This is a genomic window from Streptomyces hundungensis (assembly GCF_003627815.1).
Lineage (GTDB): Bacteria > Actinomycetota > Actinomycetes > Streptomycetales > Streptomycetaceae > Streptomyces > Streptomyces hundungensis_A.
Genome location: NZ_CP032698.1, coordinates 4,579,723 through 4,602,082 on the forward strand (window position 1 = coordinate 4,579,723; position 22,360 = coordinate 4,602,082).

19 protein-coding genes are annotated in these 22,360 nt (G+C 72.4%); 15 read left to right on the plus strand and 4 right to left on the minus strand.

Annotation, left to right across the window (positions count from 1 at the left end):
- Positions 1-110 precede the first annotated feature (110 nt).
- Positions 111-1,088, minus strand: coding sequence for a helix-turn-helix transcriptional regulator (locus tag DWB77_RS20425; RefSeq protein WP_246033582.1), 978 nt, complete (start codon positions 1,086-1,088; stop codon positions 111-113).
- A 340-nt stretch (positions 1,089-1,428) separates the two neighbouring features.
- Here DWB77_RS20425 and DWB77_RS20435 point away from each other — a divergent pair, with 340 nt between their 5' ends.
- Positions 1,429-1,761 (plus strand): (2Fe-2S)-binding protein, encoded by a 333-nt coding sequence (locus tag DWB77_RS20435; protein WP_120722622.1) that lies wholly within the window; start codon positions 1,429-1,431, stop codon positions 1,759-1,761.
- A 112-nt stretch (positions 1,762-1,873) separates the two neighbouring features.
- Here DWB77_RS20435 and DWB77_RS37910 read toward each other — a convergent pair whose 3' ends face one another.
- Positions 1,874-2,287 carry a pyridoxamine 5'-phosphate oxidase family protein gene (locus DWB77_RS37910; protein ID WP_162952579.1) on the minus strand — a complete coding sequence of 138 codons (414 nt, stop codon included), beginning with the start codon at positions 2,285-2,287 and terminating at the stop codon, positions 1,874-1,876.
- A 129-nt stretch (positions 2,288-2,416) separates the two neighbouring features.
- Here DWB77_RS37910 and clpB point away from each other — a divergent pair, with 129 nt between their 5' ends.
- Together clpB and DWB77_RS20450 are read left to right on the plus strand one after the other, a co-directional pair.
- Complete coding sequence (gene clpB / locus DWB77_RS20445; protein ID WP_120722623.1) at positions 2,417-5,017, plus strand: ATP-dependent chaperone ClpB; 2,601 nt, start codon at positions 2,417-2,419, stop codon at positions 5,015-5,017.
- A gap of 121 nt (positions 5,018-5,138) precedes the next feature.
- Positions 5,139-5,681, plus strand: a complete 543-nt coding sequence (locus DWB77_RS20450; RefSeq protein ID WP_120722624.1) for a YbjN domain-containing protein — start codon at positions 5,139-5,141, stop codon at positions 5,679-5,681.
- 13 nt (positions 5,682-5,694) lie between these two features.
- Here DWB77_RS20450 and DWB77_RS20455 read toward each other — a convergent pair whose 3' ends face one another.
- Together DWB77_RS20455 and DWB77_RS20460 are read right to left on the minus strand one after the other, a co-directional pair.
- Positions 5,695-6,756, minus strand: coding sequence for a hypothetical protein (locus tag DWB77_RS20455; protein ID WP_428985132.1), 1,062 nt, complete (start codon positions 6,754-6,756; stop codon positions 5,695-5,697).
- A 291-nt stretch (positions 6,757-7,047) separates the two neighbouring features.
- On the minus strand, positions 7,048-8,262 hold the full coding sequence (locus DWB77_RS20460; protein ID WP_120722626.1) for a pyridoxal phosphate-dependent aminotransferase: 1,215 nt from the start codon (positions 8,260-8,262) through the stop codon (positions 7,048-7,050).
- Positions 8,263-9,094: 832 nt separating this feature from the next.
- Between DWB77_RS20460 and DWB77_RS20470 the strand changes: the two genes are divergently transcribed.
- The 12 genes from DWB77_RS20470 (at position 9,095) to kynU (ending at position 22,276) form a co-directional block, all read left to right on the plus strand.
- Complete coding sequence (locus DWB77_RS20470; protein WP_120722627.1) at positions 9,095-9,619, plus strand: DUF2617 family protein; 525 nt, start codon at positions 9,095-9,097, stop codon at positions 9,617-9,619.
- Positions 9,620-9,703: 84 nt separating this feature from the next.
- Entirely contained in the window at positions 9,704-11,329 is a 1,626-nt protein-coding gene (locus DWB77_RS20475) for a polyamine aminopropyltransferase (protein ID WP_120722628.1), read from the plus strand.
- Positions 11,330-11,462: 133 nt separating this feature from the next.
- Positions 11,463-12,398: an SRPBCC domain-containing protein gene (locus DWB77_RS20480; RefSeq protein ID WP_120722629.1), complete on the plus strand. Its 936-nt coding sequence runs from the start codon at positions 11,463-11,465 to the stop codon at positions 12,396-12,398.
- Positions 12,399-12,478: 80 nt separating this feature from the next.
- A complete protein-coding gene (locus DWB77_RS20485; protein ID WP_120722630.1) occupies positions 12,479-13,267 on the plus strand; it encodes an aldose 1-epimerase in 789 nt (262 codons plus the stop codon).
- 78 nt (positions 13,268-13,345) lie between these two features.
- On the plus strand, positions 13,346-13,894 hold the full coding sequence (gene pyrE / locus DWB77_RS20490) for an orotate phosphoribosyltransferase (protein ID WP_120722631.1): 549 nt from the start codon (positions 13,346-13,348) through the stop codon (positions 13,892-13,894).
- 262 nt (positions 13,895-14,156) lie between these two features.
- Positions 14,157-15,179 carry a class II fructose-bisphosphate aldolase gene (gene fbaA / locus DWB77_RS20495; protein WP_120722632.1) on the plus strand — a complete coding sequence of 341 codons (1,023 nt, stop codon included), beginning with the start codon at positions 14,157-14,159 and terminating at the stop codon, positions 15,177-15,179.
- Positions 15,180-15,294: 115 nt separating this feature from the next.
- Complete coding sequence (locus DWB77_RS20500) at positions 15,295-16,443, plus strand: MalY/PatB family protein (protein WP_120722633.1); 1,149 nt, start codon at positions 15,295-15,297, stop codon at positions 16,441-16,443.
- Positions 16,444-16,817: 374 nt separating this feature from the next.
- A complete protein-coding gene (locus DWB77_RS20505; RefSeq protein ID WP_120728024.1) occupies positions 16,818-18,272 on the plus strand; it encodes an MFS transporter in 1,455 nt (484 codons plus the stop codon).
- A gap of 189 nt (positions 18,273-18,461) precedes the next feature.
- The gene (locus DWB77_RS20510) at positions 18,462-18,875 is read left to right on the plus strand and encodes a DUF3151 domain-containing protein (RefSeq protein ID WP_120722634.1); all 414 of its coding nucleotides are present in this window, start codon (positions 18,462-18,464) and stop codon (positions 18,873-18,875) included.
- A gap of 277 nt (positions 18,876-19,152) precedes the next feature.
- Positions 19,153-20,130: a DUF3152 domain-containing protein gene (locus DWB77_RS20515; RefSeq protein ID WP_246033583.1), complete on the plus strand. Its 978-nt coding sequence runs from the start codon at positions 19,153-19,155 to the stop codon at positions 20,128-20,130.
- A gap of 102 nt (positions 20,131-20,232) precedes the next feature.
- Positions 20,233-21,093 carry a tryptophan 2,3-dioxygenase family protein gene (locus DWB77_RS20520; protein ID WP_246033584.1) on the plus strand — a complete coding sequence of 287 codons (861 nt, stop codon included), beginning with the start codon at positions 20,233-20,235 and terminating at the stop codon, positions 21,091-21,093.
- Positions 21,086-22,276 (plus strand): kynureninase, encoded by a 1,191-nt coding sequence (gene kynU / locus DWB77_RS20525; RefSeq protein WP_120722636.1) that lies wholly within the window; start codon positions 21,086-21,088, stop codon positions 22,274-22,276. Before DWB77_RS20520 ends, kynU begins: the two co-directional genes overlap by 8 nt.
- Positions 22,277-22,360: the final 84 nt, after the last annotated feature.

Below are 22,360 nucleotides of genomic sequence, written 5' to 3' on the forward strand. Positions count from 1 at the left end.
GGCGAGGTGGATGCCGCGGCCGTGGCTTCGCTCGTGTGCGGCGTCCACGACGGTCTTCTCACCGGTGGAGCCGGGTGTCCGCGTCCGCGCCCGTACCCGCGGTGACGGGCTCAGGCGTCCTGGTCCAGGATGCCGGACTGGGCGATGAGGAAGCCGAGTTGGGCCCGGCTGCCGCTGCCGAGCGCGGCCGCGAGCTTGGCGATGTGGGCGCGGCAGGTGCGGACGTTCATGCCGAGCCTGCGGGCGATGGCCTCGTCCACGTGCCCCTCCACCAGGAGCTTGGCGATGGAGCGCTGGACGCCGGTGATGCCGGACGTCTCCTGGCGGTAGGGCACCTCGTCGTCCCAGGGGACGGCGTGCTGCCAGAACTGGTCGAAGACGCCGACCAGGTACTGCACGAGCCCCTCGTGGCGCAATTCCAGGGCGACTTGGCGGTCGCTGCGGGCCGGGATGAAGGCGACCTTGCGGTCCATGATGATGAGCCGGTCGATGATCTCTTCCAGGGTGCGCACCTCGAGCCCGAACGGAGCGATCCGTTCCACATAGCCGATGGTGGCCGAGTGGTGGCGGGCGGTGTGCTGGTAGAGGGTGCGCATCTCGACGCCGCGCGCGAGCAGGGGCTCGATGCGCCGCAGCCCCGCCTCGAAGCTCTCGGGCCTGCGGCCGCTGCCGGGCTGGATGACGAGCAGTTCCTCGGTGCATTCGTTGATGACGCGGTCGAGGGTCGCGTTGATCAGTTCCAGGCCTTCGAGGACCGTGATCGCGTGGGTGCCGGTCAGGGCCGGCGTCGCGATCGACATGAATGGCTCGAAGGTGTGGGCGAGGGCGACCGAGCGGTTTCTGCGCTCCTGGATCTCGCGTTCCAGCGGCTGGGTCAGCAGGTTGAGCACCACGGTGGGCGGAACCGGGCGCAGCAGTTGGGCGTCGTCTGGGTCGGGGCGCAGCAGGGTGAGGTCGACCAGACACGGGGCGGCGTCCGCCTCTGAGCGGGCGATCCCGCCGGTACGCAGGGCAAGGGCGTACAGAGCCGTTCCTGTCTCGCACAGATCAACCGGGCCGTGATCGTGTCCTATATGTCCCTGTGTCAACCTAGTTGCACCCCCCTCATCCTTTTGAATTACAGGAACATGATGCCTGGCTGCGCTGGTGCAAGTGGCCGGAGTGGGCCATCGTCGTATCCGCGGGGGGAGGTAATGATCAAAAGAGGTGGAGATCGGCCATGAGCAGGATGGTTCGAGCACTAAGCACGACAGCCGTTGTGGCGGCTGCTCTCTGCGCTCTCTCGGCGCCTGGGGACGTCACTTGGGAGACCCACCCCGCGAGTTCCGCACCGACGGGCACGACGGATGTCACCTGGGAGATCGCACCGAAGACCTTGGCCGCCGGCGCGGACGTCACCTGGGAGTCGACTCCTGCGGGTGCTGTCGCATGAGCTTCCCGCCCGATGACCGCACCTTCCGTCGCGAAATGGCCACGGCCTACCGCTCGGGGTGGCATTTCATCGACCTCGCCACCGCGGTTCCGCACCGTGGCGATTCGTTGATGGTCACCCTGCTCGGCGAGCCGATCCTGATCGCCCGTGAGGACGACGAGGACGTCCGTGCCTACCGCTGCCTGCGCCGACCGCGCGGGGCGCCGCAGCCCATCCGCTGCGTCGTCCGGTACGGCATGGTCTTCGTGAATCTCGACCAACGCGACCACCAGCTTTTCGAGTCGGAGGCTCAACCCGATTCATCCACCGCCACCCCCCGCAGTGCCTGACGCGATCCCCCGTCGTTGTACATCGCGCAGGCACTTCCCCCACACAGCGGCGCCATCGTGGACCTGAACACGGTGGCGCCGCTGTGCTGCCCGGACCGTTCCGGGCGGCGTTTCAGACGTTGCCCATCGCCCGGGTCAGCCTGACCTCGATCAGGACCCGGTCCGGGTTCTCCCGCGGGGTCCGCTGGTAGCGCTCCGCGTACCGCTGCTCCGCGTCCGCGATCAGCTCGGGCTCCGTGCGCACGAACGCGCGGCCCTCCAGCGTCGCCCAGCGCCTGCCCTCCAGCTGGCAGAGCGCGACCCGAGCCCCCCGCGGGTCGGCCTCGACCGCCGCCAGGACGTGGGCGACCTTGCGGCTGAACCGGCCGGTGATGATCCGGGCGAGCCCCGCCTCGGGGTCGTAGGTCGCCCCCACCGGCACCACATGCGGCGAGCCGTCGGGCCGCTGCGTCGTCAAGGTGCAGATGTGGCGCTCGCGCCAGAAGCTGAGATAGGCGCCGTCGGGCGCGTGTACGTCGTGGGCCATGGCCAGAAACCTAGCGGCAGCTTTTCCTTTTCCTTGCCTTGAGCGGAATGGGCTCAACTTTGTGTACGTTGGAAGGGTCATAGGTACCGCCGCCACGCCCAGACGTACGACGAGGAGGAGCGAACGCACGTGGATGCCGAGCTGACCAACAAGAGCCGGGACGCGATCAACGCCGCGAGCAGCCGGGCCGTCGCCGGGGGCCACCCGGATCTGACCCCCGCGCATCTGCTGCTCGCCCTCCTGGAGGGCCAGGACAACGAGAACGTCGTCGATCTGCTGGCCGCGGTCGACGCCGACCAGGCCGCGGTGCGCTCCGGCGCCGAGCGGATCCTGGCCGCGCTGCCCAGCGTGGCCGGCTCCACCGTCGCCCCGCCGCAGCCCAACCGCGAACTGCTCGCCGTCATCGCCGACGCCGCGCAGCGCGCCAAGGAGCTGGGCGACGAGTACCTGTCCACCGAGCACCTCCTGATCGCCCTGGCCGCCAAGGGCGGGCAGGCCGGTGAGATCCTCTCCGGGCAGGGGGCCACCGCGAAGAAGCTCCTGGACGCGTTCGAGACGAGCAGGGGAGGGCGCCGGGTGACCACACCCGACCCGGAGGGTCAGTACAAGGCGCTGGAGAAGTTCGGTACGGACTTCACGGCCGCCGCCCGCGAGGGCAAGCTCGACCCGGTCATCGGCCGGGACCAGGAGATCCGCCGGGTCGTCCAGGTCCTGTCGCGCCGCACCAAGAACAACCCGGTGCTCATCGGCGAGCCCGGCGTCGGCAAGACCGCCGTCGTCGAGGGCCTCGCCCAGCGCATCGTGAAGGGCGACGTACCGGAGTCGCTCAAGAACAAGCGCCTCGTCTCGCTCGACCTGGGCGCGATGGTCGCGGGCGCCAAGTACCGCGGCGAGTTCGAGGAGCGCCTCAAGACCGTCCTCTCCGAGATCAAGGAGAGCGACGGCCAGATCATCACCTTCATCGACGAACTCCACACCGTCGTCGGCGCGGGCGCCGGCGGCGACTCGGCGATGGACGCGGGCAACATGCTCAAGCCCATGCTGGCCCGCGGCGAGCTGCGCATGGTCGGCGCCACCACCCTCGACGAGTACCGCGAGCGCATCGAGAAGGACCCGGCCCTGGAGCGCCGCTTCCAGCAGGTGCTGGTCGCCGAGCCGTCCGTCGAGGACACCATCGCCATCCTGCGCGGGCTCAAGGGGCGCTACGAGGCCCACCACAAGGTGCAGATCGCGGACGGCGCGCTGGTCGCCGCCGCCACCCTCTCCGACCGGTACATCACCTCGCGCTTCCTGCCGGACAAGGCCATCGACCTCGTCGACGAGGCGGCCTCCCGGCTCCGTATGGAGATCGACTCCTCGCCCGTCGAGATCGACGAACTCCAGCGCGCCGTCGACCGGTTGAGGATGGAGGAGCTGGCGCTGAAGAACGAGACCGACGTCGGCTCGATCCAGCGCCTGGACAAGCTCCGCAAGGACCTCGCCGACAAGGAGGAGGAGCTGCGCGGCCTCACCGCCCGCTGGGAGAAGGAGAAGCAGGGCCTCAACCGGGTCGGTGAGCTGAAGGAGAAGCTCGACGACCTGCGCGGCCAGGCCGAACGCGCCCAGCGCGACGGCGACTTCGACACCGCCTCCAAGCTCCTGTACGGCGAAATCCCGGGCCTGGAAAGGGAGTTGGAGGAGGCCGCCGAGGAGGAGGCCGAGCAGGAGAAGTCCAAGGACGCCAAGGACACCATGGTCAAGGAGGAGGTCGGCCCCGACGACATCGCCGATGTGGTCGGCGCCTGGACCGGCATCCCCGCCGGCCGGCTCCTGGAGGGCGAGACGCAGAAGCTGCTGCGCATGGAGGACGAGCTCGGCAAGCGCCTGATCGGCCAGTCCGAGGCGGTGCGCGCCGTCTCCGACGCGGTGCGCCGCACCCGGGCCGGCATCGCCGACCCCGACCGCCCCACCGGCTCGTTCCTCTTCCTCGGCCCCACCGGCGTCGGCAAGACCGAACTCGCCAAGGCCCTCGCCGACTTCCTCTTCGACGACGAGCGGGCCATGGTCCGCATCGACATGTCGGAGTACGGCGAGAAGCACAGCGTGGCCCGTCTCGTCGGCGCGCCCCCCGGCTACGTCGGCTACGAGGAGGGCGGCCAGCTCACCGAGGCCGTCCGCCGCCGCCCGTACTCGGTGGTCCTGCTCGACGAGGTCGAGAAGGCGCACCCCGAGGTCTTCGACGTCCTGCTCCAGGTCCTCGACGACGGGCGCCTGACCGACGGGCAGGGCCGCACCGTCGACTTCCGCAACACCATTCTGGTGCTGACCTCCAACCTCGGCAGCCAGTACCTGGTCGAGCCGTCGACCAGCGAGGAGGAGAAGAAGCGGCAGGTCTTGGACGTGGTGCGGGCCTCCTTCAAGCCGGAGTTCCTCAACCGGCTCGACGACCTGGTGGTCTTCTCCGCCCTCACCAAGGACGAGCTGTCCCACATCGCCGAGCTCCAGATCGGCCGGCTCGCCAAGCGCCTCGCCGACCGGCGCCTCACCCTGGAGGTCACCCCCGAGGCGCTGGCCTGGCTCGCCGAGGAGGGCAACGACCCCGCCTACGGCGCGCGCCCGCTGCGCCGCCTGATCCAGACCGCCATCGGGGACCGGCTCGCCAAGGAGATCCTGGCGGGCGAGGTCACCGACGGCGACACGGTCCGGGTCGACCGATTCGAGGACGGCCTGATCGTGGGGGCCGCGCAATAGCGTCGATCCCGCCATCCGGACCCGATTCGGTCAGCCCGCAGCGGATACCCGGGGGCGGGGGTTGCCACCCCTGCCCCGCCATGGGGGAGGATGACCGGAACCGTACGAAGGAAGATTCACGATGAGCATCGACCCGTCCTCGATTCCGAATTTCGGGGCTCAGCAGGGCCCGCAGTCCGGCGGCGGCCAGCCGTCCGGGCCCATCGTCCCCGACCAGGATCTGGTGAAGCAGCTCCTGGACCAGATGGAGCTCAAGTACGTCGTGGACGACGAGGGCGACCTCGCCGCGCCCTGGGAGGATTTCCGTACGTACTTCATGTTCCGCGGTGAGGAGGACCAGCAGGTCTTCTCGGTGCGGACGTTCTACGACCGGCCGCACAGCATCGACGACAAGGTCCAGATCCTGGAGTCGATCGACGACTGGAACCGCCGCACCCTGTGGCCCAAGGTCTACACCCACACCCACGACGACGGCACCGTCCGTCTGATCGGTGAGGCGCAGATGCTGATCGGCACCGGCGTCGCCCTGGAGCACTTCGTCTCCTCCGTGGTGAGCTGGGTCCGCGCCTCGATCGAGTTCGACAAGTGGCTGATCGAGCAGCTCGGCCTGGAGAAGGACGTCGACGGCGAGGGCGGGGAGTCCGGCGAGCCGGACTCCGAGTGAGACACGCCTCGGCTCACAGCGCCATGGTGGCCAGCGTCAACAGATAGGCCCCGTAACAGAACGAGAGCCCGGCCAGGGCTGCGGTCACCGCGACCGCGGCCCGCGGCCGGGCTCTCGTCAGTGCGAGCGCCACCGGTGCCAGCAGCGGGAACGCGGGCAGCAGGAACCGCGGCTTGGACTCGAAGAACCCCGCCCCGCCGACCGCGATCACCACCAGCACCCCCGTGTACACGAGCAGCGGCAGTGCGGGCCGGTCTAGGACGAACAGCACGAACAACAGCACCATCGCGGCGGTGATCAGCGCCGCCATCGGAAAGCCCAGGTCGTACGGGGCGCTCGCGAGCCGCTTCAGGAAGCGCAGGGTGCCCGCGCCGAAGTCGAACCGGGACGTCCAGCCCGCCTGCACCGCGAAGTAGCCGCCGAACAGATCGCCCTCGCGGACCCCCACCCACAGCACATAGCCGCACCAGCCGACCGGCGCGAGCAGCCCGCCCGCCCACGGCCGCCAGGAGCGCCCCTCGCCGCGCCACAGCGCGTGCCCCGCCGCCACCAGCACCGCCGCCGCCACCGCCACCGCGTTGGGCCGCGCGAGCCCCGCGAGCAGCGCGAGCGAGCCCGCCCACAGCCAGCGGCGCTCCAGGACCGCCCACAGCGACCAGGCCGCCAGCGCCGTCATGACGGGCTCGGTGTACGCCATCGTCAGGACCACGGCGTGCGGGAGCAGCCCCCACAGCAGGACAAGCAGGGTGGCGACCGGGCGGCCGTACAGGCGCTCCCCGATCCGATGGATCCCCCAGGCCGCCGCTGCCGCCGCCGTCCAGGAGAGCAACAGCCCCGCGGTGCCGCCCGTCACCGGCAGGACGACGGTCACGGCGCGGATCAGCGCCGGGTAGAGCGGGAAGAACGCCAGGTCGCTCTGGACCGCGCCGTCCGGCCAGAACAGGGTGCGGCCGTAGCCGTGGGCGGCGATCCGGGTGTACCAGTCGGCGTCCCAGGCGGTGGCGAGCCGGGCCCGCGGCGAGAGCCCCCGGTGCCAGGCCAGGGCCGCGAAGACCAGCAGCCCGGTCAGCCGCACCGCGACGAACAGGCCGAGCGCGGGGGCCGCTCGCCGCAGGGCGGCCGCCCAGGGCGGGGTGCGGGTGAGGCCGCCGGGCCGTCGGCCGCGGGCGTGAGCGGTGATCTCGGCGGACAGAAGACACCTCCGGGCGCGCGTGATCGGTCAGACCGACCATCGGCACGGATCCGGCATACCGCGACCGCAGCGCCCCCGACCGGGTGGAAGTCCGCCCACCCGGCGGTGCCCCCGCGTGTCGCGCGGGCTGGGGGCGCGTGGGGCGTCCTGGGCGGCCCCCCCCGGCGTGTGCCCCTAGGCGGCCAGTGACGTGAGACGGGCGACGGCCTCTTCGAGTACGGCCGTCCGCTTGCAGAAGGCGAACCGGACGAAGGGTGCGCCCTGGTCGCGGTGGTCGTAGAAGACCGCGTTCGGGATCGCCACCACGCCGCAGCGCTCGGGCAGGGCGCGGCAGAAGGCGAAGCCGTCGCTCACGCCCAGCGGGCGGATGTCGGTGGTGACGAAGTAGGTGCCCGCCGGCCGGAACACCCCGAACCCGGCCTTCGCGAGGCCCGCGCTCAGCAGGTCGCGCTTGGCCTGGTGGTCCGCGCGGAAGCCGTCGAAGTAGCTGTCCGGAAGGCGCAGCGCCTCGGCCACCGCGTACTGGAACGGCCCCGACGTCACATACGTCAGGAACTGCTTGGCCGAGCGGACCGCGGCCACCAGGCCGGGGGCGGCGGTGATCCAGCCGACCTTCCAGCCCGTGAACGAGAACGTCTTGCCCGCCGAGCCGATGGTGACCGTGCGCTCGCGCATGCCGGGGAAGGAGGCGAGCGGGATGTGCTCGGCGCCGTCGAAGACGAGGTGCTCGTACACCTCGTCGGTGATCACCAGCAGATCGCGCTCGCAGGCGAGCTCGGCGACCGCGGCCAGCTCGGCGCGGGTCAGCACCGTGCCGGTCGGATTGTGCGGGGTGTTGAGGAGGATCAGCCGGGTGCGGGGGGTGACGGCCGCGCGCAACTCGTCCAGGTCGAGGGCGAAGTGGCCCTGCCCGCTCTCGCCGCCGGGTGCCGCGGCCGGACGCAGGGTGACCGGCACGCGGGTGCCGCCCGCCATCGCGATGCACGCGGCGTACGAGTCGTAGTACGGCTCCAGGGCGATGACCTCGTCGCCCGGTTCGAGCAGGGCGAGCAGCGCCGCGGCGATCGCCTCGGTGGCGCCCGCGGTGACCAGGACCTCCTGGTCCGGGTCGTAGGACAGGCCGTAGCGGCGCCGCTGGTGCTCGACGATCGCGGTGCGCAGCTCGGGGACGCCGGGGCCGGGCGGGTACTGGTTGCCGTGGCCCTCGCGCAGCGCGCGGACCGCGGCTTCGCGTACGGCCTCGGGCCCGTCGGTGTCGGGGAAGCCCTGCCCGAGGTTGATGGACCCGGTCCGCTGGGCGAGGGCGGACATCTCGGCGAAGATCGTCGTCCCGAACTCGGCGAGGCGACGGTTGAGCAGAGGGCGCGCACTGGAGGTCATGACGGCCATCCTGCGGGCAACCTCTGGAGTTGCTCAAGTGTGCTTTGGCGCCGGGTGGCCAAGGGCATCCCCCTTCCACGCGGGCCGACGGGGGACCCGCACCACGGAAGGACGGTGGGGGATGGGCATCGCGATCGGGGTGGGGATCCTGGCACTGATCGTGCTGGGTGTCGCGGTCGGACCGGCGGCGCGCAGGCGACGGCGTGCGCGCGGGCGCCGCGGCCCGGTGTCGCGCCGGCGACGGGCCGCGGCGTCGTCCGCGGGAACGTCCAGCTGGTGGGCCGGCGGATCGGACGGATCGAGCGCGTCGTGCGGAAGCGGAAGCGGCGGCCACCACGGCCACGGGGGCGGCCACGGGCACTCCTGCGGCGGCGGGCACTCCTGCGGGGGCGGCAGCCACTCCTCCTGCGGCGGCGGCTCCTCGTGCGGGGGAGGGGGAGGCTGCGGTTCGAGCTGAGGGACCCGGATGGCCCAACGCGCCCGGATGGACCGGGCGGCGGGTCATCCAGAGCGACGGGTGGCGGTCGACGCGCGGTCGCGGCTGACACGGGGCAGCCGATTCCGCCGCGGGCGCCGCCCGTTGGCGCCCGGTCGGTCACGCCCGGCCGGGCGCCTTCTTTCACGCCTGTAGTTGAACGTTTGAACCGAGTGGCCCCCGAGGGGATGGAAACCCCATCAAGTTGGGTAAAAAAGCTGTGAGCGCCGCGCACTTCATGATTCCCTCGCAAATGAGAAACCACGCACCTCGGACCTCGGGCGATCAGAGAGCGGCCCCCGTCCCGCGCTTCCGAGGGGACCTCGGTCACCCACCCGCCACATGTGTGTTTTGCGGAGCCCACCCATGCTCACGACCCTCCAGACCGCCTACACCGACACGCGTGCCGCCGACCTCGCCTGGGCGCTGGGCCGCGAGCCGCTGCCCGCCCTGGCCGTCCTCGACCTCGAACTCGACGGCGCCAAGCTCCAGTTGAGACTCCTGGGCGCCTCGCACCAGGTGCTCCTCGACGAGGAGCGCGGCACCTGTTCGGAGACCGTCGCCTGTATGCCCGGCAGCAGTACGCCGCTGCCGCTCGGCGTGGCGAAACGTCTCGGGGACTGGGACTACGAGTTCGCCGCGCGCGTCGAGACGCTCTCGCAGGGCTCGTTCGCGGGCCGCGCCCAGGAACTCCTGGCCCTCGTCGCCGACCACCCCAACGGACTCGCCGGAACGTTTCCGGGATCGCCGCACGCGTTCACCGCGATGCTCGCCCAGCGCGTCGAGGGACAGGTGTGGTGGCGCACCTGGCACGCCTACCCGCAGGAGGGCCAGCTCGTGGTGACCCGCACCCGGGTCGGCGTCCGGGTGGCCGCGACCGCGGGCCTCTGAGGCGCTCGATTCACCGCCGGTTGGCTCCAGTTGCACCCGTGTGGGTGACAGGATGCGAACGGAGTGTCACGTAGCGTTCGCATCATGATCGAACCGCTCCCCGCTCCCGTGAGTAGTGCGCGGTCGGGCCGGTTCCTCGTCCTGGCCGTCGTGTTCGTCTGCGCCGCCTGCGGTCTCGTCTACGAGCTCGAACTGGTCGCCCTCGCCTCGTACTTGATCGGCGACTCCGTAACCCAGGCCTCCGTGGTCCTTTCGGTGATGGTCTTCGCCATGGGGGTCGGCTCGCTGCTCGCCAAGCGGCTGCGCTGCCGGGCCGCCGTCGGCTTCGGCCTCATCGAGGCCGCCCTCGCCCTGGTGGGCGGCTGCTCGGCGATCGTGCTCTACGCCACGTTCGCCTGGTTCGGCGGCTCGCGCTACGCGCTGGTCGCGTTCTCGCTCGCGATCGGCATACTGATCGGCGCCGAGATCCCGCTCCTGATGACCCTCATCCAACGGGTCTCGCGGCGCGCCGCGGGCGACGCGAGCGGCACGGTGGCCGACCTGTTCGCCGCGGACTACGTGGGCGCCCTCGTCGGCGGCCTCGCCTTCCCGTTCCTGCTGCTGCCCCAACTCGGCCAGCTCACCAGCGCCTTGCTCACCGGCTCGGTGAACGCGGTGGCGGGCGGCGCGCTCGTACTGCTGCTCTTCGGCCGCGACCTGTCCCCGCGCGCCCGCTGGGCGCTGCTCGGCGCCAACGCGCTCGTCCTGCTGGTCCTCGCCCTGACCACCGTCATGGTCGACGACTTCGAACAGGCCGCGCGGCGCGCCGTCTACGGAGGCCAGGTGCGGGTCGCCGTCCAGACCCGCGTCCAGGAGATCGTCCTGACCGGCAAGGCCGGCGCCCCGCTCGACCTGTTCCTCGACGGGCGGCTGCGCATCAACGGCCTCGACGAGTCCCGCTACCACGCGGCCCTGGTGGGGCCCGCGCTCGACGCGGGCCCGCACGGCCGTGTCCTGATCCTGGGCGGCGGCGACGGCCTCGCCGCCCGTGAAGTGCTGCGCCACCGGGACGTGCGCTCGGTGACCCTCGTCGAGCGCGACCCGGGCCTGCTCCAACTGGCGCGCGACGACCCGAGGTTGGCGGCCCTCAACGCCCACGCCCTGCGCGACCCGAGGCTGCGCCCGGTGACCGGGGACGCCTTCGGCTGGCTGCGCGGCGAGGGCCGCCTCTCTGGCCCGTACGACGTCGTCGTGTCCGACCTGCCCGACCCCGGCATCACCGCCAGCACCAAGCTCTACTCGCAGGAGTTCTACGGGCTCGCCCGGCGGGTCCTGGCGCCCGGCGGCCGGCTCGTGGTGCACGCGGGGCCGGTCGCGGGCCGGCCGCGCACGTTCTGGACGGTCGCCTCGACGGTGCGGGCGGCCGGTCTCACCACCTTCGCCTACCGGGCCACCGGCCGCAGCGCCGGGTTCACCGCGGGACCCGACCGCGCCCTCGGCTCGGCGAAGTCCCCGCACGACTGGGGCTTCGTCCTGGCGGCCCGCCCCGCCCCGCACCCGTTCGCCGCGGGAGCCGCACCGGACCGGCCCGGCGCCGAGGACCGGGCGGGCGCGGGGACCTGGGCCGCGGCGGGGGTGCGGCTGCCGGCCGGAAGCCTCGCGCTGACCCCGCCCTCGGAGGCGGCCGGCTATCCGCCCTCGACGCTGGTGCACCCCCGGTACGCGGACTGAGGCGGCCGGGGGCAGGGGCGGCCTCTTGCGCGGGGCGCGATCGGGGCGGCCCGGGCAAGGGCGGCCTGCGCGGTGCGCGATCGGGGCCGCGTTCACGCAGACGTGACGGCCGGCGCTGAGTAGGCTCAAGACCATGGAGCATGAGGTGTTCGTTCCGGTTGAGAGCCACTCCCTGCGGCAGACGCTGCGCGACCCCGCCCGGGTCGCGCGCTGTGTGCCGGGGTTCCAGCAGGATGCGGGCGAGCCGCCCATCGCGGGCCGTCTGAAGGTCCGCCTCGGCGGCCACACCATCACCTACCGGGGCGCCCTGCGCGTCACCGAGCGGGACGGTGACGTGTTCGCCCTGGAGGGCGAGGGTGTCGAGGTCCGCGGCGCGGGCGCCGCCAAGCTCACCCTGACCGTACGGCTGGAAGCGGCCCCCGGCGGCACCACGCTGGCCTTCGCGGGCACGGCGCTCGCGGAGGGCCGGGCCACCGAGGTGCCGCAGGAGGCCGTCAACGCGTCGGCCGTGCGGCTGCTCGACCGGTTCGCGGCCCAGCTGGCCCACCCGGCCCGTACGGAGCAACCGGAGGCGGCGGACCTCGCGGCCGCGGCCGAGGACCCCACGGCCCCGCCGGACGCCGCCGACACGGACCTCAACACCGACCTCGACCCCGAAGGTCCGGCGCGGCGGCGCCCGGCCCCCGGACCCGTCGGCCAGGACCCGGACCTCGACGCGGCCCCCGGTCCCGGCCCGGTCCCGGACGCCGAACTCGGCGCCATCCTGGGGGACGAAGACCTCGCGTCGGTCTTCGACGCCGAGGTGCCCCCGCCCTCCCTCGACCCGCTCGCCGACGACGAATTCGCCATCGAGGTCGGCGCGCCCGCCGAGGCCGCGCACGCCCGCCGCACCATGATCGGCCGCAGCGCCGAGGAGGTCGACCACGCCCCGCCGCGCGGCCGTTACGCCCCCGTGCCCGCGCCCTCGGGCAGCAACGCCGGTGCCACACTGCGCTGGGCCGCGCCGGCCGCGGCCCTCGCGCTCGCCTCCGCGGTCGTCGTCGGGCGCGCGCTCAGGCGCCGGCGCTGAGCTTCGCGGCACCGCGCACTTCGCGCCCCGGGCGCGAGCGCCCGCCCCACACCGGCGGGCCACCGGCTAGGGTCGACGGCGTGAGCAGTGACCAGATCAAATTGGGCGTCGGCGCCGCTGAATTGACCGTCGACGCGGGCAACGGCTGCCGGATCAGCAGCCTGGTGATCGACGGCACCGAGGTGCTGCGCCAGGGCGACAAGTACGGCTGCTTCCCGATGGTGCCGTGGTGCGGCCGCGTCGAGAACGGCCAGTTCCGCGACGGCGGGGTGAAGCACCAGCTCCCCCTCAACTCGCCACCGCACGCCATCCACGGCACCGGCCGCGACCACGCGTGGCACACCGCGCGCGTCTCGGACACCGAGGCCGTGTTCACCTACGAGCTGGCCGAACCCTGGCCGTACACCGGCCGGGTCACCCAGATCTTCGAGCTGACCCCGGACGCGCTGACCGTGCGGATGGGCGTGGAGACGTACGACAACTCCTTTCCGGCGCAGGTCGGTTGGCACCCCTGGTTCGTGCGGGAGATCGACGGCAGCCGGGTCGGGCTCGCCTTCGACGCCGCCTGGCAGGAGGAGCGCGGCGACGACCACCTGCCCACCGGACGGCGGATCGAGCCGCTCCCCGGCCCCTGGGACGACTGCTTCGGGATGCCCGACGGCGTCGACGTCACCCTCACCTGGCCCGGTCGCCTCGAACTGAAGGTGACCAGCCCCGGCGAGTGGGTCGTCATCTACGACGAGCAGGCCGAGGCGGTGTGCGTGGAGCCGCAGTCCGGCCCGCCCAACGGCCTCAACACGCTGCCCCGCCTGGTCACCCCGATCGAACCGCTGGAGCTGGCGACGACATGGAGCTGGCGGCGGCTGTGAGCTGACGGCACCTCTGCGCCGTCGGCGCCCGTGAGCTGACGGCGGCTGTGAGCCGTCGGCGCCTTTAAGCTGGCGGGCATGACTGATGTACGCGCTGACCTGCTCCAGCAGATCAAGGACAAGGCCGTGGTGCACGGCAAGGTGACCCTCTCCTCGGGAATCGAGGCCGACTACTACGTCGACCTGCGCCGGGTCACCCTTGACGGCGTCGCCGCGCCGCTGGTCGGCCAGGTGATGCTCGACATCACGGCCGCGTTCGACTTCGACGCGGTCGGCGGCCTGACCATGGGCGCCGACCCGGTGGCCGGCGCCATGCTGCACGCCGCCGCCGCCCGCGGCCGCACCCTGGACGCCTTCGTCGTCCGCAAGGCCGCCAAGGCGCACGGCATGCAGCGTCAGGTCGAGGGCCCGGACATCAAGGGCCGCCGGGTCCTGGTCGTCGAGGACACCTCCACCACCGGCGGCTCGCCGCTGACCGCCGTCGAGGCGGTCCGCGCGGCCGGCGCCGAGGTCGTCGCCGTGGCGACCATCGTGGACCGGGCGACCGGCGCCGCCGAGAAGATCACCGAGGGCGCGGGCGTGCCGTATGTCTTCGCGTTCTCCTCGGAGGAGCTGGGCCTGGCGTAGACGCGTCAGGGCGTCACGGCGTCAGGTGGCGAGGCTCCGTCAGCACGTCAGGCGTCAGGTGCCGAGGCTCGTACCCCCGGCCCCTCCCTGACCTGCGCGTTCTTCTGAGGGCGGGTTGTTTCACGTGAAACAGCCCGCCCTCGGTGCGTCCAGCGGGTGGAGCCGCTGCCAGAGTCTGGAAAGATAGGCCGCGACGATGACGTCGCCCCCAGGTCAGGGCCAGCACATATCGCACACCCCGCACATCACAAGGAGCGGACAGATGCCCATCGCAACCCCCGAGGTCTACAACGAGATGCTCGACCGGGCGAAGGCAGGCAAGTTCGCCTACCCGGCCATCAATGTGACCTCGACCCAGACCCTGCACGCTGCGCTGCGCGGCTTCGCGGAGGCCGAGAGCGACGGCATCATCCAGATCTCCACCGGTGGTGCGGAGTTCCTGGGTGGCCAGTACAACAAGGACATGGTCACGGGCGCGGTCGCGCTGGCCGAGTTCGCGCACGTCGTCGCCGCCAAGTACGACATCACGGTCGCGCTGCACACCGACCACTGCCCCAAGGACAAGCTGGACGGCTATGTCCGCCCGCTCCTCGAGGTCTCCGCCGAGCGCGTGGCCAGGGGCCTGAACCCGCTGTTCCAGTCGCACATGTGGGACGGCTCCGCCGAGACCCTCGCGGACAACCTCGCCATCGGCCAGGAGCTGCTCGCCAAGGCCGCCGCCGCGAAGATCATCCTTGAGGTCGAGATCACCCCGACCGGCGGCGAGGAGGACGGCGTCAGCCACGAGATCAACGACGAGCTGTACACGACCGTCGACGACGCGCTGCGCACCGCGGAGGCCCTGGGCCTGGGCGAGAAGGGCCGCTACCTGCTCGCCGCGTCCTTCGGCAACGTCCACGGCGTCTACAAGCCGGGCAACGTCGTGCTCCGCCCCGAGCTGCTCAAGGACCTCCAGGCGGGCGTCGCCGAGAAGTACGGCAAGCCCTCCCCGTTCGACTTCGTCTTCCACGGCGGCTCGGGCTCCTCGGCCGAGGAGATCGCGACGGCCCTGGAGAACGGCGTCGTGAAGATGAACCTCGACACCGACACCCAGTACGCCTTCACCCGGCCGGTCGCGGACCACATGTTCCGCAACTACGACGGTGTCCTGAAGGTCGACGGCGAGGTCGGCAAGAAGTCGACCTACGACCCGCGCACCTGGGGCAAGCTGGCCGAGGCCGGCATGGCCAAGCGGGTGACCGAGGCGTGCGCCAACCTGCGCTCGACCGGTACGAAGCTGAAGTAGGCGTTTCTCGTTCGCCGATGTTCGTTCAACGGCGGCGAACCTCCGCCTAGGGTCGTTCGGGCCCGGTATCCCCTCGCGGGGGTGCCGGGCCCGTGCCGTTTCCAGGGGAGGCCCCATGACCACGTACGACTTCGACACACCCGTTGACCGGCGCGGCACCTGGAGCATCCAGTGGGACGGGGCGGCCGAGCGGTTCGGGGCGGACGGACTGCTGCCGTTCACCATCTCCGACATGGACTTCCGCTGCCCGCCACCGGTGCTCGCGGCGCTCCAGGAGCGGGTCGCGCACGGGGTGTTCGGCTACACCGACTGGCAGAACGAGGAGTTCCGCTCGGCGGTACGCGACTGGTACCGCGACCGGCACGACACGGAGCTGGACACGACGCGGCTGGTGTACGCCCCGTCCGTCCTCAGCCAGCTCTCCCAGCTCCTGCGCATGTGGACCGAACCGGGCGACGCGGTCGTCGTCCACACCCCGGTGTACGACGGCTTCCGCAGGACGGTCACCGGGCTCGGCCGTGAGCTGCGCGAAGTCCCGCTCGACGACCCGGCGGCCCTCGATGCGGCGCTGGCCGGTCCGCGCGCCCGGGTGCTGCTGCTGTGCTCGCCGCACAACCCGACGGGCCGGGTGTGGACGGAGGCCGAACTGACGTCCTTCGCCTCGCTCGCGCAGCGGTACGGGGCCGCGGTGATCAGCGACGAGATCCACGCGGACTTCGTCCACGCGGGCCGCCGCCATCTGCCCTGGTCGCGCTTCGGGCAGGGCCGCTGGGCGCTGATCACCTCCGGCACCAAGGCGTTCAACTTCCCCTCCCTCACCGGCTCCTACGGAATCCTCGGGGACGCGGCGGACCACGCGGAGTTCGTCCGCCGCATGCAGACGGGCGAGGGCCTCGGCTCCCCGGCGGTCCTCTCGCTGACCGCGCACATCGCGGCGTACCGGGAGGGGGCGGGGTGGCTGGACGCGGTGCGGGCGTACGTGGCGGGGAACCTCGCGCTGGTCGCCTCGACCCTCAACTCGGCCTTCCCCGAGCTCAGTTGGGCTCCTCCGCAGGCCGGGTACCTCGCGTGGATCGATCTGCGGGCGCTCGGGGTGGAGGAGGGGGCGTTGCAGCGGGAGCTGGTGGAGGGGGAGCGGGTGGCGGTCATGCCGGGTGGGGTGTACGGGGCGCCGGGGTTCGTTCGGCTGAACGTGGGGTGTGCGCGGGGGAAGGTGGGGGTGGGGGTGGCGGCGCTGGTGCGGGCGCTGGGTCGGCTGACCTGAGTTTCTCCCCACCCCGCCCCTTCCCGAGACCCTCCGGGGGTGAGTGGGTGGTGCGCGGACCGTGCGTGGCTGGTCGCGCAGTTCCCCGCGCCCCTAAAAGCCCTCGGTCGTGTGCGGACCGTGCCCGCGTCTCGCGCAGTTCCCCGCGCCCCTTGGCTACTCGGTGCTGGCCAGCACCTCAGCCTGTCATGGGGGTCCCCCTGGCCCTTAAGGCCTTGGGGGAGATTGAGGACGAGCGCCCTTAAGGCGCGACACGGGGTCTGGGGCGGAGCCCCAGGGACCCGGAACCAACCTCGGGGTCTGGGGCGGAGCCCCAGGGGGTTTGGGGGGAGGGTGGGGTGGGGGACAGGTGGGCTGTGGCGGACAACGTACGCATGGGCACCCGCCCCGCCCGCTGGGTGCTCCTCACCACCGTTCTGGGCTCGGGCATGGCCCTCCTCGACTCGACCGTCGTCAACGTCGCGCTGCCCCACATCGGCACCGACCTCGACGCCGACATGGCCGTCCTGCAATGGACCGTCAACGCCTACATGCTCACCCTGGCCGGCCTCATCCTGCTGGGCGGCGCCCTGGGCGACCGCTACGGACGCCGGAAGGTGTTCGTGATCGGCGTGGTGTGGTTCGCCGCCGGATCGCTGCTGTGCGGCGTCGCCCCGACCGCCGGCGTGCTGATCGCCGCCCGCGCCCTCCAGGGCATCGGCGGAGCCCTGCTCACCCCCGGCTCGCTCGCGATCATCCAGTCGGGCTTCCACCCGGACGACCGGGCCCGCGCGGTCGGCGTGTGGTCCGGGCTGGGCGGGGTGGGCGCCGCCGTGGGCCCGTTCCTCGGGGGCTGGCTGGTGGACGGCCCCGGCTGGCGCTGGGTGTTCCTGATCAACGTGCCGCTCGCGGCGCTCTGCGTGGCCGTCGCCCTAGGCCACGTACCGGAGACACGGGACCCGCGGGTCCACACGGGCCGTTTCGACGCGGCGGGCGCGGCCCTGGGGGCGCTGGCGCTGGCCCTGGTGACGTACGCCCTGATCGAGGCGCCCGGTCAGGGCTCCTCGGGCGTGGTCGTGGGGGCCGGGGTCGCCGGTCTCGGGCTCGGCGTGGTCTTCGTCCGGCGCGAGCGGCGGCTGCCCGACCCGATGCTGCCGCCCGCCATCTTCCGCTCCCGGATCTTCACCGCGGTGAACTGCGTGACGGTCTGCGTGTACGCCGCCTTCGGCGGGTTCTTCTTCCTCGCCGCCCTCCAACTTCAGGTCGTCGCCGGATACTCGGCGCTGGGCGCGGGCGCCGCGCTGCTGCCGACGACGGTGCTGATGCTGCTGCTCTCGGCGCGTTCGGGTGAGCTGGGCCGCCGGATCGGCCCGCGCGTCCCGCTCACCGTGGGGCCGCTGCTGTGCGCGGCCGGGATGCTGCTGATGCTGCGGGTCGGGGAGCACGCGGCGTACGTGAGTGACGTGCTGCCCGCGCTCGTCGTGCTCGGCCTCGGCATGGTCACCCTGGTGGCGCCGCTCACCGCGACGGTGCTGGCCTCGGTCGACGAGGGGCGGGCCGGGCTGGCCAGCGGCATCAACAACGCCGCCGCGCGCGCCGCGGGTCTGCTCGCGGTGGCCGCGTTGCCGCTGGCCGCGGGGATGGGGCCGGAGGCGTACCGGTCGGCGGCGGAGTTCGGGGCGACGTTTCGGCGGGCCATGCCGATGTGCGCGGGGGCGTTGGTGCTGGCCTCGGGGGTGGCGTTCTTCGCCGTGCGGCGGGCGGGGCGGGGGGTGGTGCCGGAGTGTCGGATGCAGTGCGGGGTCTCCGCCCCGGCCCTGGAGCCCAACCCCAACCCCTCCACCCCGTAACCCCGGCCCCGCCGTCGTCCGCAGACCGTGGGTGGCTGGTCGCGCAGTTCCCCGCGCCCCTAGCTGCTCGGTGCTGGCCCGCATCGGGTACCTCAGCCCGTCCGGCGATTGAGGACGAGCGCCCTTTAGGCGCGATACGGGGTCTGGGGCGGAGCCCCAGGGCTTGGCGGGGTGGGGGAAACTGGCCGCATGTCCCTTCACGAGAACCTGCTGGGCGGCCCCGCCCCGACCCTCCTGCCCGACGACCCCGAGCCCCGCGACCTGCTCGCCCAGGGCACCGCCCCCGCCGACGTCGCCGCGAAGTACCCCACCTCCTCCCTCGCCTGGGCGCAGCTCGCCGACGACGCCTTCGACGGCGGCCGCACCGTCGAGTCGTACGCCTACGCCCGTACCGGATACCACCGCGGCCTCGACTCGCTGCGCCGCGCCGGGTGGAAGGGCCACGGCCCGGTGCCGTGGGAGCACGAGCCCAACCGCGGCTTCCTGCGGGCCCTGCACGCCCTCGCGCGCGCCGCGCAGGCGATCGGTGAGGACGCCGAGTACGAGCGCTGCACGACCTTCCTGCGGGATTCCTCCGAGCTCGCCGCCGAGACCCTGGGCTGATCCACTCCCGGTCCAGAGGCAACGCCCCGGCCGTCCGTGACATCTGTATGGCTGACACGGACGGCCCGGTCCGCCGCCACCCCAACGGTCGCGCGCACCGGCCGGCATCGACAGGCTGGCGCGGAGGCCCCACTCCTCTCCCCCCAACTCCAGCCGGGGACCAGGGGAGAACTCCGTCTTGGGCAAGCGAGGCGCCCGCAGCACCACCAAGAGAACCGGCCGCACCGACCAAACCGGCCGAGCCAGCCGATTCAGCCAGACCGGCCGAGCCAGCCGATTGAGCCAGACCGGCCGAGCCGGCGAACCCGGCCGAACCAGCCGCTCCCGTACCGCCAGAACCACCAGCAACAGCACCACCAGCAACAGCACCACCAGCAACAGCACCACCAGCAACAGCACCACCAGCAACAGCACCACCAGCACCGCCACCACCAGCGCCCTCACCACCCCGCGCTCACGCACGCTGCTCGTGGTCGCGGCGCTCCTCGGGACCACCCTGCTGGGCGGGGTCGCGCTCGCGCAGTGGCCCGGCGGGCACGGAAAGGCCGTGGAGGCGGGCAACACCGTGGCGAGCCCCATGGAGGAGCAGTCCCCGCGGCCCGTCGAGCCGTCGCCGCCGCCGACGCCCGCCAAGGCCTCGGGCGACCCCGGCCGTCCCGCCGACCCCGGCACCCCGGAGGAACCGTCCGTACCACCGTCCGGCCCCGGCACCTTCACCGCCGCCCGGGCCGCCGGAAAGGTCGTCGGCACCGGTGGCCCGCTGCGCCGCTACCAGGTGCAGGTCGAGGACGGCGCGGGAGTCTCCGCCACGCAGGCCGCCGTCGACGTCCAGGCGATCCTGTCCGACGGGCGCAGCTGGGCCGCGCACGGAAAGGGCCGTTTCCAGCTGGTCGCGGACGGCGCCGACGTCGTCATCAAGATCGCCACCCCTAAGACCACCGACAAGCTGTGCGCCTCCGTAGGCGACACCGGCGGCGAGCTGAACTGCGAGGTCGCGGGCGGTGTCGTCGTCAATCTCAAGCGGTGGGCGAAGGGGTCCCCGCAGTACGCCGGGCCGCCCGCCGAGTACCGCCATCTCATCATCAACCACGAGATAGGCCACTTGATCGGCTACCACCAGCACATGGGCTGCCCGGGCCCGGGCAGGGCCGCCCCGGTGATGATGCAGCAGATCAAGGGGCTCGACGGCTGCACGTCCAACGCCTGGCCGTACACCGCGCAGGGGACCTTCGTCACGGGGCCCCCGGCGCCCTGACCAAGCGGGCACGAGCGTGCTTATGATGCCGGTGGGGACCGGGGCTCCGATGCCGACCAAGGAAGGGGCGGACCGCTACCCGGACACATCGAGGAGACAGCGATGTCATCAAAGATGTCCGAACCGGTCACGCCGCCCGAGGGCGGCGACGCGCCGGAGACCCCGAACCTGGACTTCGCGGGCACCACACCGTACGAGGACTACGTCCAGGCGGACGTGCTCACCCACCTCCAGCACCTGCGCTCGGACGACCCGGGCGAGATGGTCTTCCTGGTCACCACCCAGGTCATGGAGTTGTGGTTCACCGTCATCGTGCACGAGTGGGAGACCGCCTCGCGCGCGCTGCGCGAGGACCGGGTGCCGGTCGCGGTCGACGCCCTGAAGCGCTCGGTGCGGGAGCTGGAGGCGCTCAACGCCTCGTGGACGCCGCTGGCGCAGCTGACCCCCGCCCAGTTCAACTCCTACCGGTCCGCGCTCGGCGAGGGCTCCGGGTTCCAGTCGGCGATGTACCGGCGGATGGAGTTCCTGCTCGGGGACAAGTCCGCGTCGATGCTGGTGCCGCACCGCGGCGCCCCGCGCGTCCACGCCGAGCTGGAGAAGGCGCTCGGCGAGCCCAGCCTGTACGACGAGGTGCTCGCGCTCCTCGCCCGCCGCGGCCACGCCGTACCGGCCTCCGTGCTCCAGCGCGACCTGACCCGCAAGTACGAGCCGAGCCCCGAGGTCGAGGCGGTCTGGGCCGAGCTGTACGCGGGCGACCAGAACGGTGAACTGGTGCGCCTGGGCGAGGCGTTGACCGATGTCGGCGAGCTCGTGTGGCGCTGGCGCAACGACCACCTCGTGGCAACCCGGCGCGCCATGGGCGCCAAGGCCGGCACGGGCGGCTCGGCCGGAGTGGCCTGGCTGGAGAAGCGCGCCACCAAGAACGTCTTCCCCGAGCTGTGGACGGCCCGCAGCCATGTCTGAGGCGCTGGCCGGCCAGGCCGCGGCGCTGGACGCCGCAGACGAACTCGCCGCGTGCCGCGCCCTGTTCGCGCTCGACGACGACGTGGTCTACCTCGACGGGAACTCGCTGGGCGCGCTGCCCCGCCACGTCCCGGCCCGGATGCAGGACGTCATCGCCCGAGAGTGGGGTCAACTGCGCATCCGCTCCTGGGAGGAGAGCGGCTGGTGGACCGCGCCGGAACGCATCGGTGACCGCATCGCCCCGCTCGTCGGCGCGGACCGCGGCACCGTCGTGGTCGGCGACTCCACCAGTGTGAACGTCTTCAAGGCGCTGGTGGGCGCGGTGCGGCTGGCCGGCGATGACCGGGACGAGATCCTGGTGGACGCCTCGACGTTCCCCACCGACGGTTACGTCGCCGAGTCCGCGGCGCGCATGACGGGCCGGCGCATCCGTGCCCTGGCGCCGCAGGAGATCGTCGGGGCGCTCGGCCCGCGCACGGCGGCGGTCCTGGTCAACCACGTCGACTACCGCTCGGGCCGGCTCAACGACCTGCCCGCGATGACGGCGGCGATCCACGCGGCCGGCGCCCTCGCCGTCTGGGACCTGTGCCACAGCGCGGGCGCGCTGCCGGTCGGTGTCGGCGCGCACGGCGTCGACTTCGCGGTGGGCTGTACCTACAAGTACCTGAACGGCGGCCCGGGTTCACCGGCGTACCTGTACGTACGCGGCGACCACCAGGCCCGCTTCGACACCCCGCTGCCCGGCTGGAACTCGCACGAGGACCCCTTCGGGATGCGGTCGGCGTACGCGCCGGGCGACGGCGCGGTACGCGGCCGGGTCGGCACCCCGGACATCCTGTCGATGCTGGCCCTGGAGTCCGCCCTCGACGTGTGGGACGGCGTCTCCATCGACGCGGTGCGGGCCAAGTCCCTCGCCCTGACGGACTTCTTCCTGGAGTGCGTCGAGGCGTACGTTCCGGCCGGACGGGTCTCGTCGGTGACACCGGCCGCGCACGCGGAACGCGGCAGCCAGGTGTCGCTGAGCTGCGAGAAGGCGGGCGAGGTGATGCGCGCCCTCATCGAGCGGGGCGTGGTGGGCGATTACCGCCGCCCCGACGTCCTCCGCTTCGGCTTCACCCCGCTGTACGTGGGCTTCGCCGACGCGGAGCGGGCGGCGGGAGAGCTCGCGGCGCTGCTGGACTGAGCCCAGCGGCCGGCGGGGATGCCCCGGGCGCCCTGGTAGCGTCCGGGGCACCCGGGTGATCAACCGGCTTGGCCTGGCGAAAGG